Annotated in this window: 17 protein-coding genes; 12 read left to right on the top strand and 5 right to left on the bottom strand. The window is 50.5% G+C overall.

What is annotated here, in order from left to right; genetic code table 11:
• Window positions 1-311: 311 nt before the first annotated feature.
• Together C7N83_RS08525 and C7N83_RS08520 are read left to right on the top strand one after the other, a co-directional pair.
• The gene (locus C7N83_RS08525; protein WP_106742010.1) at window positions 312-1,703 is read left to right on the top strand and encodes a DEAD/DEAH box helicase; all 1,392 of its coding nucleotides are present in this window, start codon (window positions 312-314) and stop codon (window positions 1,701-1,703) included.
• A 411-nt stretch (window positions 1,704-2,114) separates the two neighbouring features.
• On the top strand, window positions 2,115-2,363 hold the full coding sequence (locus tag C7N83_RS08520; RefSeq protein WP_106742008.1) for a hypothetical protein: 249 nt from the start codon (window positions 2,115-2,117) through the stop codon (window positions 2,361-2,363).
• Window positions 2,364-2,513: 150 nt separating this feature from the next.
• On the opposite strand, the gene C7N83_RS08515 is transcribed toward C7N83_RS08520, so the two are convergent.
• Window positions 2,514-3,164, bottom strand: coding sequence for a GrxB family glutaredoxin (locus C7N83_RS08515; RefSeq protein ID WP_106742006.1), 651 nt, complete (start codon window positions 3,162-3,164; stop codon window positions 2,514-2,516).
• Window positions 3,165-3,456: 292 nt separating this feature from the next.
• On the opposite strand from C7N83_RS08515, the gene C7N83_RS08510 reads away from it, so the two are divergent.
• Both C7N83_RS08510 and C7N83_RS08505 read left to right on the top strand, forming a co-directional pair.
• Window positions 3,457-5,667, top strand: coding sequence for a RelA/SpoT family protein (locus tag C7N83_RS08510; RefSeq protein ID WP_106742004.1), 2,211 nt, complete (start codon window positions 3,457-3,459; stop codon window positions 5,665-5,667).
• A gap of 67 nt (window positions 5,668-5,734) precedes the next feature.
• A complete protein-coding gene (locus tag C7N83_RS08505; protein WP_106742002.1) occupies window positions 5,735-6,511 on the top strand; it encodes an MOSC domain-containing protein in 777 nt (258 codons plus the stop codon).
• 437 nt (window positions 6,512-6,948) lie between these two features.
• On the opposite strand, the gene C7N83_RS08495 is transcribed toward C7N83_RS08505, so the two are convergent.
• Window positions 6,949-7,176, bottom strand: coding sequence for a hypothetical protein (locus C7N83_RS08495; RefSeq protein ID WP_106741999.1), 228 nt, complete (start codon window positions 7,174-7,176; stop codon window positions 6,949-6,951).
• 133 nt (window positions 7,177-7,309) lie between these two features.
• Complete coding sequence (locus tag C7N83_RS08490; RefSeq protein WP_106741997.1) at window positions 7,310-8,326, bottom strand: lysophospholipid acyltransferase family protein; 1,017 nt, start codon at window positions 8,324-8,326, stop codon at window positions 7,310-7,312.
• Window positions 8,327-8,741: 415 nt separating this feature from the next.
• Between C7N83_RS08490 and metK the strand changes: the two genes are divergently transcribed.
• The 6 genes from metK (at window position 8,742) to C7N83_RS08460 (ending at window position 14,809) form a co-directional block, all read left to right on the top strand.
• Entirely contained in the window at window positions 8,742-9,914 is a 1,173-nt protein-coding gene (metK, locus tag C7N83_RS08485; protein ID WP_106741996.1) for a methionine adenosyltransferase, read from the top strand.
• Window positions 9,915-10,010: 96 nt separating this feature from the next.
• A complete protein-coding gene (locus C7N83_RS08480; RefSeq protein WP_106741994.1) occupies window positions 10,011-10,337 on the top strand; it encodes an accessory factor UbiK family protein in 327 nt (108 codons plus the stop codon).
• 13 nt (window positions 10,338-10,350) lie between these two features.
• Window positions 10,351-11,835, top strand: a complete 1,485-nt coding sequence (locus tag C7N83_RS08475; protein WP_106741992.1) for a YifB family Mg chelatase-like AAA ATPase — start codon at window positions 10,351-10,353, stop codon at window positions 11,833-11,835.
• 216 nt (window positions 11,836-12,051) lie between these two features.
• A complete protein-coding gene (locus C7N83_RS08470) occupies window positions 12,052-13,092 on the top strand; it encodes an SPOR domain-containing protein (protein ID WP_106741991.1) in 1,041 nt (346 codons plus the stop codon).
• Between the two features lie 10 nt (window positions 13,093-13,102).
• Entirely contained in the window at window positions 13,103-13,783 is a 681-nt protein-coding gene (locus C7N83_RS08465; RefSeq protein WP_106741989.1) for a thiol:disulfide interchange protein DsbA/DsbL, read from the top strand.
• A gap of 201 nt (window positions 13,784-13,984) precedes the next feature.
• Entirely contained in the window at window positions 13,985-14,809 is an 825-nt protein-coding gene (locus C7N83_RS08460) for an undecaprenyl-diphosphate phosphatase (protein WP_106741987.1), read from the top strand.
• Window positions 14,810-14,876: 67 nt separating this feature from the next.
• Here C7N83_RS08460 and C7N83_RS08455 read toward each other — a convergent pair whose 3' ends face one another.
• The gene (locus C7N83_RS08455; protein ID WP_106742011.1) at window positions 14,877-15,224 is read right to left on the bottom strand and encodes a hypothetical protein; all 348 of its coding nucleotides are present in this window, start codon (window positions 15,222-15,224) and stop codon (window positions 14,877-14,879) included.
• 333 nt (window positions 15,225-15,557) lie between these two features.
• Complete coding sequence (gene ilvE / locus C7N83_RS08445; RefSeq protein WP_106741986.1) at window positions 15,558-16,556, bottom strand: branched-chain-amino-acid transaminase; 999 nt, start codon at window positions 16,554-16,556, stop codon at window positions 15,558-15,560.
• A 339-nt stretch (window positions 16,557-16,895) separates the two neighbouring features.
• Between ilvE and C7N83_RS08440 the strand changes: the two genes are divergently transcribed.
• On the top strand, window positions 16,896-17,231 hold the full coding sequence (locus tag C7N83_RS08440) for a LapA family protein (protein WP_106741984.1): 336 nt from the start codon (window positions 16,896-16,898) through the stop codon (window positions 17,229-17,231).
• An 8-nt stretch (window positions 17,232-17,239) separates the two neighbouring features.
• On the top strand, window positions 17,240-18,284 hold a 1,045-nt coding region (locus C7N83_RS08435; protein WP_106741982.1), incomplete at its 3' end, for a lipopolysaccharide assembly protein LapB.

Here is an 18,284-nt window from a genome sequence, read left to right as displayed (position 1 = left end):
CTGAAAGGTAGGAAATACGCCCTGAAAAAGGGAAAATAAGGGCGGAGACAGTACTCAAAAAGGCAAAGCGGTTAATTGGTAACCCAATTAACTGCTTTGGTTGGTGTCTTTGTATTTTGCAAAGGCCCTGGCCTGCTTTTCATGTTTGGTCATGCAATCAGGTATGGGAGTAGGGCGCGTTTTGTGGCATAATCTGTCTCCTATCCCTTTTTCAGCCGCAGGCATCCGGCGTTGCGGTTTCAATCTATTATCCTGATGCTTTTTTCAGACGGTCTCAATGATATGGCCGTCTGAAATAGAAAGATACGTCTATGAATCCATTTGCAACTTTGGGCTTGGGTAACGAAATCGTTTCTGCCTTAAGCCAGCAAGGCTATCAAAACCCGACGCCGATTCAGGCCGCCGCCATTCCGAAAGCCTTGGCGGGACACGATTTGCTGGCAGCCGCGCAAACCGGTACCGGCAAAACTGCTGCGTTTATGCTGCCGAGTTTGGAGCGTTTGAAACGCTACGCCACAGTCAGCACATCCCCGGCCATGCACCCTGTGCGCATGCTGGTGTTGACGCCAACACGCGAATTGGCCGACCAAATCGACCAAAATGTGACAGGATACATCAAAAATCTGCCGTTGCGCCATACCGTGTTGTTCGGCGGTGTGAACATGGACAGGCAAACCGCCGAGCTGCGCGCCGGTTGCGAAATCGTGGTGGCCACCGTCGGCCGCCTGCTTGACCATGTGAAGCAGAAAAACATTAATTTAAACAAAGTCGAAATTGTAGTATTGGATGAAGCCGACCGCATGCTGGATATGGGCTTTATCGACGATATCCGAAAAATCATGCAGATGCTGCCTAAGCATCGCCAGACCTTGCTCTTTTCCGCCACTTTCTCGCCACCGATTCGCAAATTGGCGCAAGATTTTATGAATGCGCCGGAATTGGTAGAAGTGGCAGCTCAAAACACCACCAATGCCAACGTCGAGCAGCACGTCATCGCGGTGGACGGCATACAGAAACGCAATCTTTTGGAGCGTTTGATTGTTGATTTGAACATGAACCAAGTCATCGTGTTCTGTAAAACCAAGCAAAGTGTCGATCAAGTGACGCGCGATTTGGTGCGCCGCAACATCGCCGCCCAATCGATTCACGGCGACAAATCGCAACAAACCCGGTTGGAAACACTCAATGCGTTTAAAGAAGGCAGCCTGCGCGTGTTGGTGGCCACCGATGTGGCAGCGCGTGGTTTGGACATCGCCGAGCTGCCGTTTGTGATCAACTACGAGCTGCCGACGCAAGCCGAAGATTATGTGCACCGTATCGGCCGAACCGGTCGCGCCGGTGCGGATGGTGTGGCGATTTCGCTGATGGACAAAACCGAGCAAAGAATGTTTGAATCCATCAAGGAATTAATCGCCAGCGATTTACCGATAGAGCGAATTGAAGGTTTCGAGCCGGAATGGTTGGGTGGTAAAACGGTGGCAGAACCCCGACGCAGGCCGCCTGAAAGCCGCAGCCGTGATGATGACCGCAAAGATCGCAGCCCGCGAATCGAACGTTGCCAACGCAACGAGCGTCAAGAAAAAGCGCGTGCCGATCGCAACGATCCGGGTATCGCATGTGGCAAAATTGCCGGACGCCACCGCCGACGCCGTGGCGAACGCCAGCCTTGCGCATTGCTCCAACCGAATTTCGGGGTAGACTGATCCGCTTCATGTGTGATGGTTTGCGCATTGCGTATTGAAAATCAAAAAGGCCGAGACTTTTGTAAGCCGGCCAAACCGGCCAAACCAATCTTGAACCCTGATTTGGTTGATTCGTCATTGCTACCCTCAATCACGACACGGTTGTTCAAACCGGAGTGCGCGCCTTTCGTTTTCTTCCGGCTGTTTTTTCTGCCATAATTCCGTAATCATTGATGTAGAATTTAACGATGCAAGCCATTGAATGGATAAACATTTCATTTTTGTCATTAACGATAGTGTCTTTTGAACGGTGTAAACTTTACACCGCCAAATGAAACCAAATCCCACTGATACCACTCCATCACCTTGCAGACTTGATTCTGCAACTACCGAAAACCCCGGTAAACCATCAGTAATATAGGAATATACAATATGAAGACTTTATTTATCTCCGTTGCGACCGCTGCGTTGCTGTTAAACGCGTGTTCGAGCAACAAAACTGCTGAGACACCAAATCCGGTTCCGCAAATCAGCGCTGAAGAAGCCATTACCCAATGTCGGCAAGCTGCCGGTGAAAATACCGACCGCGCTGCGTTTGATGCCTGCATGAAAGACAAAGGCTTCCAACGCAAAGCTGATGGGCAAGCTCCGGCTGACGCAGCTGCTGCGGCTGCACAATAAGCAGCATCAAATCAAGATAACGGGCTTTTTTTACTCCCTGAAAAATCCGTTATAGAATAACTTGAAAACAAAGGCTGTCTGAACAGATGTGGTGCAAATCAATGATTTAGCTTCCATCCTTATTCAAACAGCCTTTGAAGTCACGAGCGTTTACAGCGCGCGGTCAAAATACAAACTTACCTCACTGGCTTCGCTCATGCGCATCAGATAATCCATCACTTTTTGCGGCCATTTGATGCCGCGCACCACAGTCAGGTTGCGCAAAATCGGGAACAGCAAAATATCTTCCATCGCAGCTTCACCATTCGCACCTACGCCTTCGTTGCCGATTAATGCATCCAGTTCCCGTAAATCGGCATTGATGCGCTCGAGATATTGCGCCGTTTTGTTCAGATTGGTTTCAAAATTGCCGATATTCTGCTCTTTTTTATCGACAAAATATTTGACCGCTTGCAGGGTAGCAAACTCCGGCAAACCGATTTTAACCACGCGCGGCTGCACCAGTTTGTTATTGTATCCACCGACTTTATCCAGCCAAGCCTGCAATTCGGGGCGGATATCTTCTTTCAGACGGCCCTTGCCTGCCTGCCCGTCAACATAGCGCACGATATCCAAACTTTCGCCCATAAACAAGCCGTCTTTTTTCTGCAAAATCGGTACTTGTTTGGCACCAATCATACCGACAGGCGTGGCTTCGTCGTCGTTCATCAAAATTTCCGTTTCCAAAGGCAAACCGCACAAACCGAAAATCATGCGGGCGCGCACGCAAAACGGACAATGGTCGTAAATATAAAGCTTCATCATTATACTCCGAAAATTGACGCTGCCACCTTAACACTTTAGGCCGTCTGAAACAAGTATCCGACTTTTCAGACAGCCTGTTTCAGCCAAAAGTTTACAGTGCAATCAATAAACGACTGATTCAAGGCGCGGCCTGCTGAAGACAGTATGGATAAATTCCGATAAGGCAGGGCAACGCTGTAGCAGTTTTTAGCGATTCCACTATGATTCTATCTATGGTATCAATAGCTATGATTAACATCTGCCAATCCTGTTACAATAATGTTTCCGTAACCGAATTTCCCCATACGACATGAACGGAATCTCCACCATCAGCAATATCGCCCCTGATCTCAACCAATACCGCAACTGGTTTGCTCCCTATTTGGCCAAACAGTCGGAACGTGATGCCAATATGCTTCAGAAAGCCTTAAATCTGGCCGAGCAATATTATCCGCACGATGCCCTAACCGTCAGCGGCGAACCTGTTTTGAGCAATCTGATGGGCGCGGCAAAGATGGTAAACGAAATGGATTTGCTCGCCGATGCTGTGGCTGCGGCCATTTTGGCCGATATTTCCAGCTATTGCGACAATTGGCAGGAAACCGTCACCGAGCAATGCAACGCTACCGTGTGCGAGCTGATTAAAGGCATTGACGAAGTGCAAAAGCTGACTCAGTTTACTAAAGTCGATAGTCTCGCCACGCCGGAAGAGCGTGCGCAACAGGCCGAAACCATGCGTAAAATGCTGTTGGCGATGGTGACTGACATCCGCGTGGTATTGATTAAACTCGCCATCCGCACGCGTACCATGCAATACATCGGCTCGCAGGCAGATTCGCCGGAAAAACGCGGATTAGCCAAAGAAACGCTGGATATTTTCGCGCCGCTGGCCAACCGTTTGGGCGTATGGCAGCTAAAATGGCAATTGGAAGATTTGGGCTTCCGCCACCAAGCGCCGGAAAAATACCGCGAAATCGCCCGACTGCTCGACGAAAAACGTACCGAACGGCTGGAATATATTGAGAATTTTCTAAATATTTTGAGTAGCGAACTCAAAAAATACAACATGCACTTCGAAGTAGCCGGCCGCCCGAAGCATATCTATTCCATTTACAAAAAAATGGTCAAGAAAAAACTCAGTTTCGACGGGCTTTATGATATCCGCGCCGTGCGGATTTTGGTCGACACCGTGCCCGAGTGTTATACCATTTTGGGGATTGTGCATAGCTTGTGGCAGCCGATTCCGGGCGAGTTTGACGACTACATCGCCAACCCGAAAGGCAACGGTTACAAGAGTTTGCATACCGTCATCGTCGGCCCCGAAGACAAAGGCGTGGAAATCCAAATCCGCACCTTCGACATGCATCAGTTCAACGAATTCGGTGTCGCTGCACACTGGCGTTACAAAGAAGGCGGCAAAGGCGATTCGGCTTACGAACAAAAAATCGCGTGGCTGCGCCAATTGCTCGACTGGCGTGAAAACATGGCCGAAAACGGCAAGGAAGACTTGGCTTCCGCTTTCAAAACCGAATTGTTCCAAGATACGATTTATGTACTGACGCCGCACGGCAAAGTGTTTTCGCTGCCTGCCGGTGCCACGCCGATTGATTTTGCCTACGCCCTGCACAGCAGTATCGGCGACCGCTGCCGCGGCGCGAAAGTAGACGGCCAAATCGTGCCGCTCTCAACCGCTTTGGAAAACGGCCAGCGCGTGGAAATCATCACTGCCAAAGAAGGCCATCCGTCGGTCAACTGGCTGCATGAAGGCTGGGTGAAATCGAGCAAAGCCATCAGCAAAATCCGCTCGTTTATACGCCAGCAAAACGCCGATGCAGTTAAAGAAGACGGCCGTGCCCAGCTAGACAAACAGCTCGTCAAAATCAATCCGAAGCCGAATCTGCAGGATTTATCGGAAAAACTCGGCTTCAAAAAGCTCGATGATTTATACACTGCCATCGGTCAGGGCGAAATCTCGCCGCGAGCGATTCAGAAAGCCTGCGGCACGCTCAATGAACCGCCGCCGGTGCCTGTGGACGAAACCACCATCGTCAAGCAGTCAAAAATCAAAAAAGGCGGCAAAAACGGCATTCTCATCAACGGAGAAGACGGCCTGCTCACAACGCTGGCCAAGTGCTGCAAACCAGCCCCGCCCGACGACATCATCGGCTTTGTCACCCGCGAGCGCGGCATTTCCGTGCATCGCAAAACCTGCCCGTCGTTCCGTCACTTGGCCGAACAATCGCCGGATAAAGTATTGAACGCAAGCTGGGTAGCCCTGCAGGAAGGCCAAGTATTTGCAGTAGATGTGGAAATCCGTGCGCAAGACCGTGGTGGCCTGCTGCGCGATGTGTCCGACGCATTGGCACGCCACAAGCTCAACGTCACCGCCGTGCAAACCCAATCGCGCGACTTGGAAGCCAGTATGCGCTTTACACTGGAAGTACGCCAAGTCAACGATTTACCGCGTGTGTTGGCGAGCCTGAGTGACGTCAAAGGCGTATTGAGCGTAACCCGTTTGTAAATCACTAAGCCCGTTTGAAAGCTGAAAAACTTTCAGACGGGCTTTTAAAATAGAAAAAAACTTCATTATGCGTTTAACAGGAATCCGCCGCTACCCCGTCAAATCCATGGGCGGCAATGCTCTGAACGAGTCCGGCATCACTCCGCAAGGCTTACCGCTTGACCGTGAATGGTTAATCACCACCTCCGACGGTATCATGCTGACCGCACGCAAACACCCGAAAATGCTGCTGTGGCAGGCTGAAGCCGATTCAAACGGCCTCACGTTGACTGCACCCGACGGCAGCCGCCGATTTATCTCGGTATACGATATGAATCAAGCAAGCGAAGTCACGGTATGGAAAGACCGCTTTACTGCGTTTGGCACAACCCATGCCGCCAACGCTTGGTTGAGCGGGAAAATCGGCACAGAAGCACGTTTGCATTGGTTGGGCAGCGACAGCCGCCGCCTATTAGCCCATTCGCAAACGCCGCTTTCCTTCGCCGACGGCGCGCCTTATCTGCTGACCCATACAGCTTCATTGGTGGAATTGAATACGTATTTGGACGAGCCGGTAGAGATGGCACGTTTCCGCCCGAATTTGACGGTAGCGGGCGGTAAGGCTTTTGAAGAAGAACAATGGCATCGCATCCGTATAGGCGAAGTTGAATTCGAACATTTCAAGCCCTGCACGCGCTGTGTGATGACCACCGTAGATTTAGCTACCGGACGTCGCCATCCGCAACAAGAACCGCTTTCTACCCTTGCCGTTGCCCGCCATGCCGTGTTCGGCATCAATTTATCGGCTTTGAACACAGGCCACATACACCTTGATGATGAAGTGGAAATTTTGTCGTGGTTGTAAATGAATAGACATAATTAATAAAGACAGAGATCTTTACAAAACTCCAGATTTGATTACAGTTTGAAGTTAGCGAAAAATAGAAAGCAAATATATATCAAAAAGATAGGAAAAATTTCGACCAGCATATAACGAAAAAATGTGCCAAAATCGGGGATTTTGCAAAGGCCTCAGGCCGTCTGAAAACGTTTCAGACGGCCTTTTTTTACTCTACGTTATAAAAGAATGGTTTGCGTCCCTTTTGCCGCTATTATGTTTGGTAAATTTATCTGCCTGCTTTTTCACCCAGAAAAACAAAAACGCTGCAATCACACAAATCGACAATAATGTGATTAACGACAAAATACCGACCGGCGATTTAAAGAATTCTGCAAAGACTTCCATTTTTCATTCCTTCTTAAGTTGTGGCTGTTGCAAATCATTACAGTTCCTTATGACATTCAGTTTTGATAAAAATCAAACATGCTGATTTCTTGCTGACAACCTTGTAGTTGCTCAAGAAAATAAGCCCTCTCGGCTTCATTGGCTTGGTCTATTTTTGACTTGCGTGTGGTAACAACTTTTTTCTCCAGCCATTTTTTCCGGTTTTGTATGGTGGCTTTGCTGATGTTGTACCCACCGGCCAGTACCCGATAGGAAGCACCTGCTGCAAGTTTGTTCAGTATCATTTGCCGGTAGTCTTTTGAGTATGCCATATATGTTATTGTGCTAAATTTAATTTTCTTTGACTATATAAAATATAGTCGGCATAATGCCAAGAAAAAGGCTGTCTGAAAATAAGTTTTTCAGACAGCCTTTTTCTTATTCATTCGGTGATTCTGGCGCGCCTGCCGGATGTTTATACCGGTTATACATAAACAAATACTGTGTCGGAAAACGCTGTATCCAATATTCTACGTTTTGATTGATGATGCGTGCATCGTGGGCTTTATCGCCGTTCAACTCGCCTTGCAGCGGTTCGATGTGCAGCGCGAAACCTTGGCCGTCGGGCAGGCGTTCGCCGACAAAAAACAGGGCTTTTACGCCTTTGATTTGTGCGAGTTTACCCGCCAGCGTCATGGTGTAGGCAGGGCGGCCGAAGAAATCTGCCCACACGCCGTCGCCGCCTTCTTCGGGCGCAGGAACATGATCGGGCAGCACGATGGTGGCTTCGCCTGCGCGCAGGGCTTTGATGACCTGCTTCACGCCTTGGATATTGGTCGGCGCGGTTTTGCCCTTGCCGCGCACGCGCCCGGCCTGCATCACGGCATCGACAGCTTTGAGTTTCGGCGGTTTGTACATGGCGGTGAGCGGAAACGGCAATTGCTGGCTGATGTAGCGTCCGGCCAAATCGTAGCTGCCGATGTGCGGCGTGATAAAGAGTAAACCTTGCTGCTTATCCAAGGCCGTCTGAACGTGTTCCCAACCGTTTACCTGCTTAAACAGCGTTTCAATCTCTTCAGGCCGTCTGAAAAAGGCAACAGGCAGTTCCAAGCCGCCTTTGGCTGTTTCGCGGAACACGGTTTGAATGATTTGGTCGTCGGGCTGCAAACCGGCCTGATTCATGTTGGCACGAACGCGTTGGCGGTCTTTTTTCAAAAAATAAAACGCCATACTGCCGCAAACATTTCCCAGCGCGTGCAAAAGCGGCAGCGGCAGAGCAGCGAAGCATTTGAAGAGTAAAGTGACCAAGGTGTACATAATCGGGAAGCGTAAAAGAGTTGGCCGAATTGTAATGGAAATTGGTGTACTAAGCCTAATATTCAATGGCAAGCCTTCTGAAAGCGGGTGGACAAAGCGCCGCGTCAGCTTGTCATGCCGACGCAGGTTTGCTATCATTCGCTCTGCATTAAGAGTTGGGAATTCCATGCCAACCTGCTTTTCGGCGAGAAAGGTAAGGTGGACGGTCGCCAAGACCGATGTGGCTTATTTGGGACGAACTGATTTCGATAACGGCAGCTTTTGATTCGTGAAACGGTATATCCGGCGTTATCGCCTGAATCTGCTGTTTCCCGAATCCAATTTCTCCGTTTGAATCACGAGTTGGCCTTAGAGCAATCCAAACCCGCTGAATGCGGGAATTTTTTTGTCTGTTGCACACGAATTCCGCTATTCAAATAAGAAATATTCTTATTTGAATAGCGGGTTTGGGCAAAAACTGCTATGATTTTTACCGTTTGATTATGTTGACGGATGGGCCGTCTGAAAATTTAACGGCTTATTTTACCGTTTATTTTAAAAGAAAGAATGTGTGATGAGCGAATTTCTGTTTACTTCCGAATCCGTATCCGAAGGCCATCCTGATAAAGTGGCCGACCAAATTTCCGATGCGGTTTTGGACGCGATTCTGGAGCAAGACCCGACCGCACGCGTGGCGGCGGAAACCTTGGTAGCAACCGATTTGTGCGTATTGGCCGGTGAAATCACCACTACCGCCAAAGTGGATTACGAACAGGTAGCGCGTGATACCGTCCAACGTATCGGCTATAACAATCCGGATTGGGGCTTTGCGGCTGATACCTTCAAACTGGTGTTGAACTACGGCCAACAATCGCCCGACATCGCGCAAGGTGTGAACGAAGGCGAAGGTATTGATTTGAACCAAGGAGCGGGCGACCAAGGTTTGATGTTCGGTTACGCGTGTGACGAAACCCCGGCTTTGATGCCGTTTGCCATTTACTACAGCCACCGCCTGATGCAGTGCCAAAGCGAATTGCGCAGAGACGGCCGCCTGCCTTGGCTGCGTCCGGATGCCAAAGCTCAGCTGACCTGCGTGTACGACAGTGAAACCGGTAAGGTCAAACGCATCGATACCGTGGTATTGTCAACCCAACACGACCCTGAAATCAGCCACAAAGACCTGACTCAAGCCGTCATTGAACACATCATTAAGCCGGTGTTGTCGTCTGACATGCTGACCGACGAAACCAAATATCTGATTAACCCGACCGGTAATTTCGTGATTGGCGGTCCGCAAGGCGACTGTGGTTTGACCGGCCGTAAAATCATCGTCGATACCTACGGCGGCGCAGCACCGCACGGCGGCGGCGCGTTCTCCGGCAAAGACCCTTCCAAAGTCGACCGTTCTGCTGCTTATGCCAGCCGCTACGTGGCGAAAAACATCGTTGCCGCCGGTTTGGCGACCCAATGCCAAATCCAAGTGTCTTACGCCATCGGCGTGGCCGAGCCGACTTCGATTTCGATCGACACCTTCGGCACCGGCAAAATCAACGAAGCCGATTTGATTAAATTGGTGCGCGGACACTTCGACCTGCGCCCGAAAGGTATTGTGCAAATGCTGGACTTGCTGCACCCGCGTTACAGCAAAACCGCCGCCTACGGCCACTTTGGCCGCGAAGAACCTGAGTTTACTTGGGAGCGTACCGATAAGGCTGAAGCATTGAAAGCTGCTGCCGGTTTGTCATGATGGAAGAAAAAAAGGCCGTCTGAAACTTATGTTTTCAGACGGCCTTTTCTCTTATACAATAGCTGTATTATTTTGCTATGAATAAAGGGTACAACTATGTTCGGTAAAAACCTGTTTGAAGAAGTGACCTCGAAATTGAGCGAAACCATCGCCAACAGCCCGGCCAAAGACGTTGAGAAAAACGTCAAAGCCATGCTGGGCAGCGCCTTTAACCGCATGGATTTGGTGACCCGCGAAGAATTCGACATCCAGCAGCAAGTATTGATTAAAACACGTACCAAATTGGTAGAATTGGAAGCGCGTTTGGCTAAACTGGAAGCTGCGCAAAATCCTGCTGCTGCGGAAGGCGGCGTGGTGGAAGAATCTGCCGCAAAAGTTGAATCGGCAGCAGAGTCCGTGACCAAAGCAGATAGTGCCGAATAAGGCCGTCTGAACCATGTCGCTTGCTTTGGTTTACAGCCGCGCTTTAAGCGGCATGAATGCGCCGTTGGTCGAGGTGGAGGCCCATCTTGCCAACGGTTTGCCGCATTTCAACATTGTCGGGCTGCCCGATACCGAAGTGAAGGAAAGCTGCGACCGTGTGCGGGCGGCGATTATCCAAAGCGGCTTTGATTTCCCGGCGAAAAAAATCACCGTCAATCTGGCCCCGGCCGATTTGCCCAAAGAATCCGGCCGGTTTGATTTGCCTATTGCCATCGGTATTTTAGCCGCTTCGGGACAGATTTCGATGGAGAAACTGGCGCAATACGAATTTGCCGGTGAACTGGCTTTGTCGGGTATACTGCGGCCTGTACGCGGCGCATTGGCGATGGCGTGGGCAGGGCGGGCTTTTGTGCTGCCGTCTGCAAACGCGCAGCAGGCCGCCGTGATGAAAGGCATTACGGTTTACGGTGCGCAATCATTGGGCGGGGTGGCGGCGCATTTAAATGCTATTGAGCCTTTGGCACAAACCGAATGTCCGAATTTCGACAGGCCGTCTGAAAGCATAAACCTGCCTGATTTGAGTGATGTAAAAGGGCAATACACCGCGCGTTTGGCCTTGGAAATTGCCGCAGCGGGCGGACACAGTTTATTGATGATGGGGCCGCCGGGTACGGGCAAATCCATGTTGTCGCAACGTTTGCCCGGCATTTTGCCGCCGCTTACTGAAGACGAATTGGTCGAAGTGTGGGCGTTGCGCTCATTGTTGCCCAACCATCAGCAGGAATTAAGCCGCGAGCGGCCGTTCCGCTCGCCGCACCACAGTGCCAGTTCGGCCGCGATGGTCGGTGGCGGTACAGAACCGCGCCCTGGCGAGATTTCCTTGGCGCACCACGGCGTGTTGTTTCTCGACGAATTACCCGAGTTTGACCGTAAGGTATTGGAAGTGTTGCGAGAGCCTTTGGAAAACGGTGAAATCCACATTTCCCGAGCAGCACGACAGGCAGTTTATCCGGCCAAATTCCAACTGGTTGCCGCGATGAACCCGTGTCCGTGCGGTTATCTCGGACATCCGAGCAAACCATGCCGCTGCACACCTGAAAGCGTGGCACGTTACCGCAGCAAAATTTCAGGGCCGCTGCTTGACCGCATTGATTTAACGATTGAAGTGCCGAGTCTGCCCGCTGCAGAGTTGATGCAGCAGCAAGCGGGCGAATCCAGCGCCAGTGTGTTACAGCGTGTGTTGGCGGCGCGCGGCAAACAATATGCGCGGCAGGGCAAGGTCAATGCAGCCTTGAGCGTGACCGAGCTGGACAGTGCGGCCAACATTGAGCAGGAAGCACGTGATGCTTTGGGTGTCATGCTGGAAAAATTATCGCTTTCGGCACGCAGCTTCCACCGCATTATGCGCGTGGCCCGTACTCTGGCCGATTTGGCAGGTGATGAAGCGGTAGGCCGCCACCATGTGTTGAAGGCGATCAGTTTCCGCAGGGCGTTGTAATATGATATGCAAAATTCATAACAATAAACAAATATCCCCCATTTTTCAGACGGCCTGGCGAATGGATGCTGCCCGAAACGGCATGTGCATGATGCATTATGCGATATTTTGCCGAACATAAGAGATATTGATAAAATGTCCTATCTGGATAGCAGACGGCGGTTCAGAGTGGTTGAATACTTTGATTAGGCCGTCTGAAAAATATTAAGGTGCGTTATGAAAAAACAGACACAACATGGTAAAGGTATTGCCGGTTTTATTTCAGGGTTGCTGCTGGCGACTGCTGTGATTGTCGGCATTTTGTTTTTCCTGAACAAGAGTAATCAAAACCAGTTCAAAGAGCTGGCTCACCCTGAGCAGACTCCCGAGCCGGAAGTCTTGCAGCCGCAAGCTTCGCCGAAACCGGCACCGGCTTCACGAGCATCGGAAGCAACCGCTGCCGACAGCAGAAACAAAGCAGACAGGGCGGATACGGCAGCGCCATCGGTACAAGAAACGTTGTCTGAAACCGAGCAGCCTAATGCTGATGACAGCAGTAAATCTGTTGCGAATGCGGTAGTGCCTGTTCCAACACCCAAAGCATCGGTTGGGCCTAAAGCAGCGGCTGATGCAGAAGACGACCGCGATGCCGCCGAACGTGCGGCACAAGAGCGCGAAGAGCATGCGGCTGAAAATCAGACAGCAAAAAAACAAGCAGCCGGGAAAAAAGCAGCAGAAGCCAAACGTAAAGCCGAATCGGCGCAAAAGAGTACTGAAAAAGCCAAAGCCGATAAAGCGGCAGCCGGGAAAAAAGCGGCGGCAGAATCGGGCGAGAAACAAAAAGCCCGCGCCGAACGCAAACTGGCCGGCAAAAAAGCCGCCGACAAGCAAGCCGCAGTGAAAAAAGAAGCCGATAAAAAAGCCGCCAAGCCAACCCCTGAGCAAATCCTGAACAGCGGCAGCATTGAAAAAGCCCGCAAAGCAGCAGATGAAGAAGCGAAGAAATCCGCCAAAGCAGCCGAGACTAAAACCGTGTCGGAGTCATCCGACAAAAAAGTCATCGTGCAAATGGGTTCATATGGCGACCGCCCTTCCGCCGATGCGCAACGTGCAAAATTGGCTATGATGGGTGTTCAATCCGGTGTGGTCGAAGGCTCGGCCAACGGTAAAAAAGTATACCGCCTGCAAAGCGGTGAGATGGCGCAAGATGCCGCCCAACGCGTGCAGCAAACGCTGAAGAAAAACGGCGTGAGCAGCTTTACCCGTTTGGTTCAATAAGGAAAAAATGATGAAAATGAAATTCTTCTCGATATTGACGGCCCTATCTTTGGCCGGTTGGGCGCAGGCAGCTACCGAAGGCACTGATTATAAAGTGCTGGTAAAACCTATTGCGCAGGTTCAGGCGGATAAGGTGGAAGTGTTGGAATTTTTCGGTTATTTCTGCGTGCATTGCTACCACTTGGATCCGGTGTTGTTGAAACACAGCCAATCGTTCGCCAAAGATACTTACTTACGCACCGAGCATGTGGTCTGGCAGCCGGAAATGTTCGGACTGGCGCGTGTGGCGGCAGCGGTGAACAGCTCCGGTCTGAAATACCAAGCCAATCCGGCTGTTTTTAAAGCAGTATACGAGCAGAAAATCAATTTGGCCGACAGTGCGACATTCAAACAATGGGCAGCGGCACAAAAAAGTTTCAACGGCAGGAAATTGATGGCGGCGTATGATTCTGCTGTCAATCAAGCCCAAGCGAAAAAAATGCAGGATTTGACCGAAACCTACCGCATTGAAAGCACGCCGATGGTGATTATCGGCGGTAAGTATGAAGTTTTGTTCAACGGCGATTACCAACACGGCATGAAAACCATTGACGAACTGATTGCCAAAGTCCGCGCCGAACGCGGCTTGAAACAGGCAGGCAGCCGCATCAAGAGCAAAGGTGCAGCCTTGGCCAAATCTGCTAATTATTGAGGTATCGACCGATTATCATCAATAACAAACAGGCAGTCTGAAAAGACTGCCTGTATTTTTCAGGGCGAATTATAATGCTGGCTGCAAATGGTTTCAAACGGCATGAAACCATTTGACGTGAATATTGTCGCAAGCAATGTTTGGATGAATGAAGCGGCTAAGTTTCTTGATTGATGAAACAGGCCGTCTGAAAGAGGTTTAATGGATATTATATTGTTGTTGCAAGCCCTGATTTTGGGTATTGTCGAAGGGTTGACCGAATTTTTACCGATTTCGAGTACGGGGCACTTGATTGTGGTCGGTGATTTGCTGGGTTTCCACAGCAATGGTAAGGTATTTGAAATTGCGATTCAGTTGGGTGCAGTGTTGGCGGTGATTTTCGAATACCGCCAGCGTTTCAGTCAGATTATGCACGGCATCGGCAAAGAACGCACGGCTAACCGTTTTGTGTTGAATCTGGCGGTGGCGTTTGTGCCGGCGGCAGTGGCGGGTTTGTTGTTCAGCAAAGAAATCAAGCTGTATCTGTTTAACCCGATGACTGTGGCAGTGATGCTGGTGTTGGGTGGTTTCTTTATTTTGTGGGTGGAGAAACGCCGGCAAAGCCGTGCGCCGAAAGTGGCGAATGTTGATGAGATGCGTCCTATTGATGCGTTTGTGGTGGGGTGTGCGCAGATTTGTGCTTTGGTGCCGGGTACGTCGCGTTCGGGCAGCACCATCATGGGTGGTATGTTGTGGGGGTTGGAGCGCAAGGCGGCGACCGAATTTTCATTTTTCTTGGCCGTGCCGATGATGATTGCGGCGACCTTCTATGATATTTTGAAACACTACAAATTCTTTACCCTGCAAGACATCGGTTTGATTGCAGTCGGTTTTGCCGCGGCATTTTTTGCCGGTTTGCTGGCGGTGAAAGCCTTATTAAAATTCGTAGCAACAAAAAATTATGTGCCGTTTGCCTATTACCGCATTGCCTTCGGCAGCTTGATTCTGTTGACTTGGGTGATGGATTGGGTGCGGTGGACCGAATAAATGAAGTGATTTCCCAAACAAAAGGCTGTCTGAAAGATTTTCGGACGGCCTTTTGTTGTGATGGGTATTATTCGATAATTTCTGTAAACACAACCGGTTTGCCGCGGCGTGTCAGCGTGGCGAAGCCTTCCTGCACATGCCAACGTGTGGAAAGGTTGCCGTATTCCACGCCTTTGGCCCATGATTGGATTTGCTTCAGGCTTTCGACTGTGTTGCCTTGGCGCAGCTCTACTGTCATCGGGCTGTTGCTGTTGATGTAAACAGCGGTGATGCGTTGGCCGTTGGCGGCTTCGTAATTGACGGAATAGGTTTCGGCTTCGGCCACAACCGGTATCGGCGCAGAAGGGCGCACGGCTTTATACGAGCCGCAGGCGGCGCAAAAGGAAACCAATAATAAAATGGCGGCATGTTGAATCATGGCGTGTGGTTAATAATGGTGATGGGGATTTCGCCGTTTAAATGATAGAGGATGCTGCAATACGGGCATTCGGTGTCTATTGGATTGAACCGGCAGGAAAACGTGCGGATGTCCGTTCTAAGTTTTGTGTTTGGTGCCGGAACAATGCAGCGGCAAATCTTGCGGTGTGATGCGGATAACCGGATTATTGGTGGTGTGCGCCATGGTGACTCCTTTGCTGGTTGTTGTTTATTGTACGATATAAGTGTCGTTTTGTGCAGCAGTGGAAAACAAAAGGCCGTCTGAAAGTATTGGTCAGCTTTCAGACGGCCTTCAGATTGTCCGACACGATTAGCACACTTCAACCAACCAGCCGTATTTGTCTTCAGCCAAACCGTATTGGATGTCGGTGATGGCTTTGCGGATGTCGGTGCCGCGTTCTTGGCTTTGCACTTTGATTTCTTTGCCATTGATGATGAAAGAAGTCACTGGAGAAATCACGGCGGCGGTGCCGGTCAAAATCGCTTCGGCACCGTTTTCAATCATACTTTGCAGTTCGTCAACGGTAAAGTTGCGTTCGGTCACTTTACAGCCCAAGTCTTTTGCCACGGTCAGCACCGAATCGCGGGTCACGCCGTGCAGGAATTCGTCGGTCAGCGGTTTAGTCACCAATTCGTCGCCGTTGATGACGATGAAATTGGAGGCACCGGTTTCCTGTACGTCACCGTTCGGACAGAACAATACTTGTGCCGCACCGTGTTCTTCTTTGGCTTTCAATACCCAAGGCATGGCCGAGGCGTAGTTGCCGCCGCATTTCACGCGACCCATGTGCGGGGCGCAGCGGATGTGTTCGGTTTCCACCAAGATTTTCACCGGCGAACTCATTTTGAAATAGTCGCCTACCGGAGAAGCCAAGATATACAGCAGGGCAGTGTGTGACGGTGCTCCGGCTTTACCGATAATCGGGTCGGTGCCGATCAAGGTAGGGCGCAGGTATAAGGAAGCTGGGGCGTCGGGGATTTCGTCGGCGGCACGTTTGACCAGTTCGATCAAAGCGTCCAGATAGGCTTCGGTTTCCGGTTTCGGCAAATGCAGGATTTCTGCGCTTTGCTGCATGCGGGCGATGTTGGCAGTCGGACGGAATATCACGATTTTGCCGTCGGCCTGACGGAAGGCTTTCAAGCCTTCAAAGCATTCGCTGCCGTAGTGCAGCGCGTGTGCGCCCGGTGCGATGGACAAATCGCTTGAAGTCTGCCATTTGACCGGCTGCCATTGTTCGCCTGTAAATTCGATTACCGGCATTTCGGCATGAAATACACTGCCGAATACGGCTGGTACGGGTCTGCTCATGGTGATGGCCTTTCTTATTCTTAAAAACAGGATTGATCGGGTAGCTTAAAGGCTAAACAATACGCCTGTCGATATGGTTTTGGCAAGTAGGAAAAAGCGGATTTGGTGTGCATTTTTTCAGTATGGAATATGGCAGAAGCCGGGCAGTCGGGCAATGTGTCGAAATGTATTTGACAGATTGTCAGCAATCGGCAGGCAAACGGAGGTTGTATGAAAGCGGTTGTCCCGAACTTTTCTGCGCCGTACCGTCCTACCCTAAACCCGATAAATCGTTTAAACTTATGCAGGAATATTTTCAGACGGCCTGACGTGTGTCGGGCCGCATGGACGGAGACTTGAATGAAGATTGTTTACCTGATTATTAAGATTATGATTTTGCTGGTGTTCTTGCTGCTGGCAGTGAGCAATACCCAAACGGTGTCGTTTTTCTACCTGCCGGGGCAGAACGTGGAAATGCCGCTGATTGTGGTGTTGTTCGGCGCATTTGTGGTGGGGATTGTGTTCGGCATGTTTGCACTGTTTGGCCGTTTACTCGGTTTGCGCAGTGAAGCCAACCGTCTGCGTGCCGAAGTGAAAAAACACGGCCGCATGACCGAGCAAGATATTCAGAAAGCCACACCACGCGTGCCGGCTGCCATTTCGGCAAGCACCACAACCAATCTCATGCAAAAATAAGGATACTCATGGATAACGAATTATGGGTCATCTTGCTGCCGATATTCCTGTTGCCGGTTTTCTTCGCAATGGGTTGGTTTGCCGCGCGGGTGGACATGAAAACGGTTTTGAAACAGGCCAAAAGTATTCCGACCGGTTTCTATAAAAGCTTGGATGCGCTGGTTGACCGCAACAACGGCCGTGCTGCCCGCGAATTGGCCGAAGTGGTGGATCAGCAGCCGCAATCTTATGATTTGAACCTGACTTTGGGCAAACTTTACCGCCAGCGCGGTGAGAACGATAAGGCCATCAATATGCACCAGGCTTTGCTCGAATCGCCCGACACGGTGAACGAAAAGCGCGAACGTGTATTGTTTGAATTGGCGCAAAACTACCAAAGCGCCGGTTTGGTCGACCGTGCCGAACAAATCTTTCTCGGGTTGCTCGAAGGCGACATGGCGCGTGAAGCCCGCCATCATCTGATGAGTATTTACCAGCAGGACCGTGATTGGACGAAAGCCATCGAAATGGCGCAATTATTGAGTCATAACGAGCAGACCTATCAATTCGAGATTGCGCAGTTTTATTGTGAAATTGCACACGGCGCACTGTTTAAATCCAATTTAGACGTGGCGCGTTACAACGTGCAGAAAGCTTTGGAAGCGAATAAAAAATGCACCCGCGCCAACATGATTTTGGGCGACATCGAATCCAAGCAAGGTAACTTTGCCGCTGCGGTGGAGGCCTACGGTGCGGTTGAACAGCAAAACCACGCCTATTTGAGCATGGTCGGCGAGAAAATGTATGAAGCTTACGCCGCGCAAGGCCGGCAGGAAGAAGGCTTGGACCGTTTAATCGGCTACATGAAAACCTTCCCTGATTTGGATTTGGTCAACGTCATCTACGAAAAATCCCTGTTGCTCAAAGGCGAAGCGGAAGCTGCGCAATTGGCGGTGGAATTGGTACGCCAAAAACCGGATTTGAACGGTGTGTACCGTTTGCTTGGTTTGAAGCTGAGCGATATGCCAACCGAGTGGAAAGGCGATGCCGATATGATGCGTGCGGTTGTCGGCC

Source organism: Neisseria iguanae (assembly GCF_003013245.1).
Taxonomy (GTDB): Bacteria; Pseudomonadota; Gammaproteobacteria; order Burkholderiales; family Neisseriaceae; genus Neisseria; species Neisseria iguanae.
This window is presented reverse-complemented; position numbering and strand designations above follow the sequence as displayed.

Coding starts and splice junctions, on each gene's coding strand:
- C7N83_RS08475 (WP_106741992.1), top strand. CDS start 10,351: ATGTCGCTTGCTTTGGTTTACAGCCGCGCTTTAAGCGGCATGAATGCG.
- C7N83_RS08515 (WP_106742006.1), bottom strand. CDS start 3,164: ATGAAGCTTTATATTTACGACCATTGTCCGTTTTGCGTGCGCGCCCGC.
- metK (WP_106741996.1), top strand. CDS start 8,742: ATGAGCGAATTTCTGTTTACTTCCGAATCCGTATCCGAAGGCCATCCT.
- C7N83_RS08505 (WP_106742002.1), top strand. CDS start 5,735: ATGCGTTTAACAGGAATCCGCCGCTACCCCGTCAAATCCATGGGCGGC.
- C7N83_RS08525 (WP_106742010.1), top strand. CDS start 312: ATGAATCCATTTGCAACTTTGGGCTTGGGTAACGAAATCGTTTCTGCC.
- C7N83_RS08440 (WP_106741984.1), top strand. CDS start 16,896: ATGAAGATTGTTTACCTGATTATTAAGATTATGATTTTGCTGGTGTTC.
- C7N83_RS08520 (WP_106742008.1), top strand. CDS start 2,115: ATGAAGACTTTATTTATCTCCGTTGCGACCGCTGCGTTGCTGTTAAAC.
- C7N83_RS08470 (WP_106741991.1), top strand. CDS start 12,052: ATGAAAAAACAGACACAACATGGTAAAGGTATTGCCGGTTTTATTTCA.
- C7N83_RS08460 (WP_106741987.1), top strand. CDS start 13,985: ATGGATATTATATTGTTGTTGCAAGCCCTGATTTTGGGTATTGTCGAA.
- C7N83_RS08510 (WP_106742004.1), top strand. CDS start 3,457: ATGAACGGAATCTCCACCATCAGCAATATCGCCCCTGATCTCAACCAA.
- C7N83_RS08495 (WP_106741999.1), bottom strand. CDS start 7,176: ATGATACTGAACAAACTTGCAGCAGGTGCTTCCTATCGGGTACTGGCC.
- C7N83_RS08480 (WP_106741994.1), top strand. CDS start 10,011: ATGTTCGGTAAAAACCTGTTTGAAGAAGTGACCTCGAAATTGAGCGAA.
- C7N83_RS08490 (WP_106741997.1), bottom strand. CDS start 8,326: ATGATAGCAAACCTGCGTCGGCATGACAAGCTGACGCGGCGCTTTGTC.
- C7N83_RS08465 (WP_106741989.1), top strand. CDS start 13,103: ATGAAAATGAAATTCTTCTCGATATTGACGGCCCTATCTTTGGCCGGT.
- ilvE (WP_106741986.1), bottom strand. CDS start 16,556: ATGAGCAGACCCGTACCAGCCGTATTCGGCAGTGTATTTCATGCCGAA.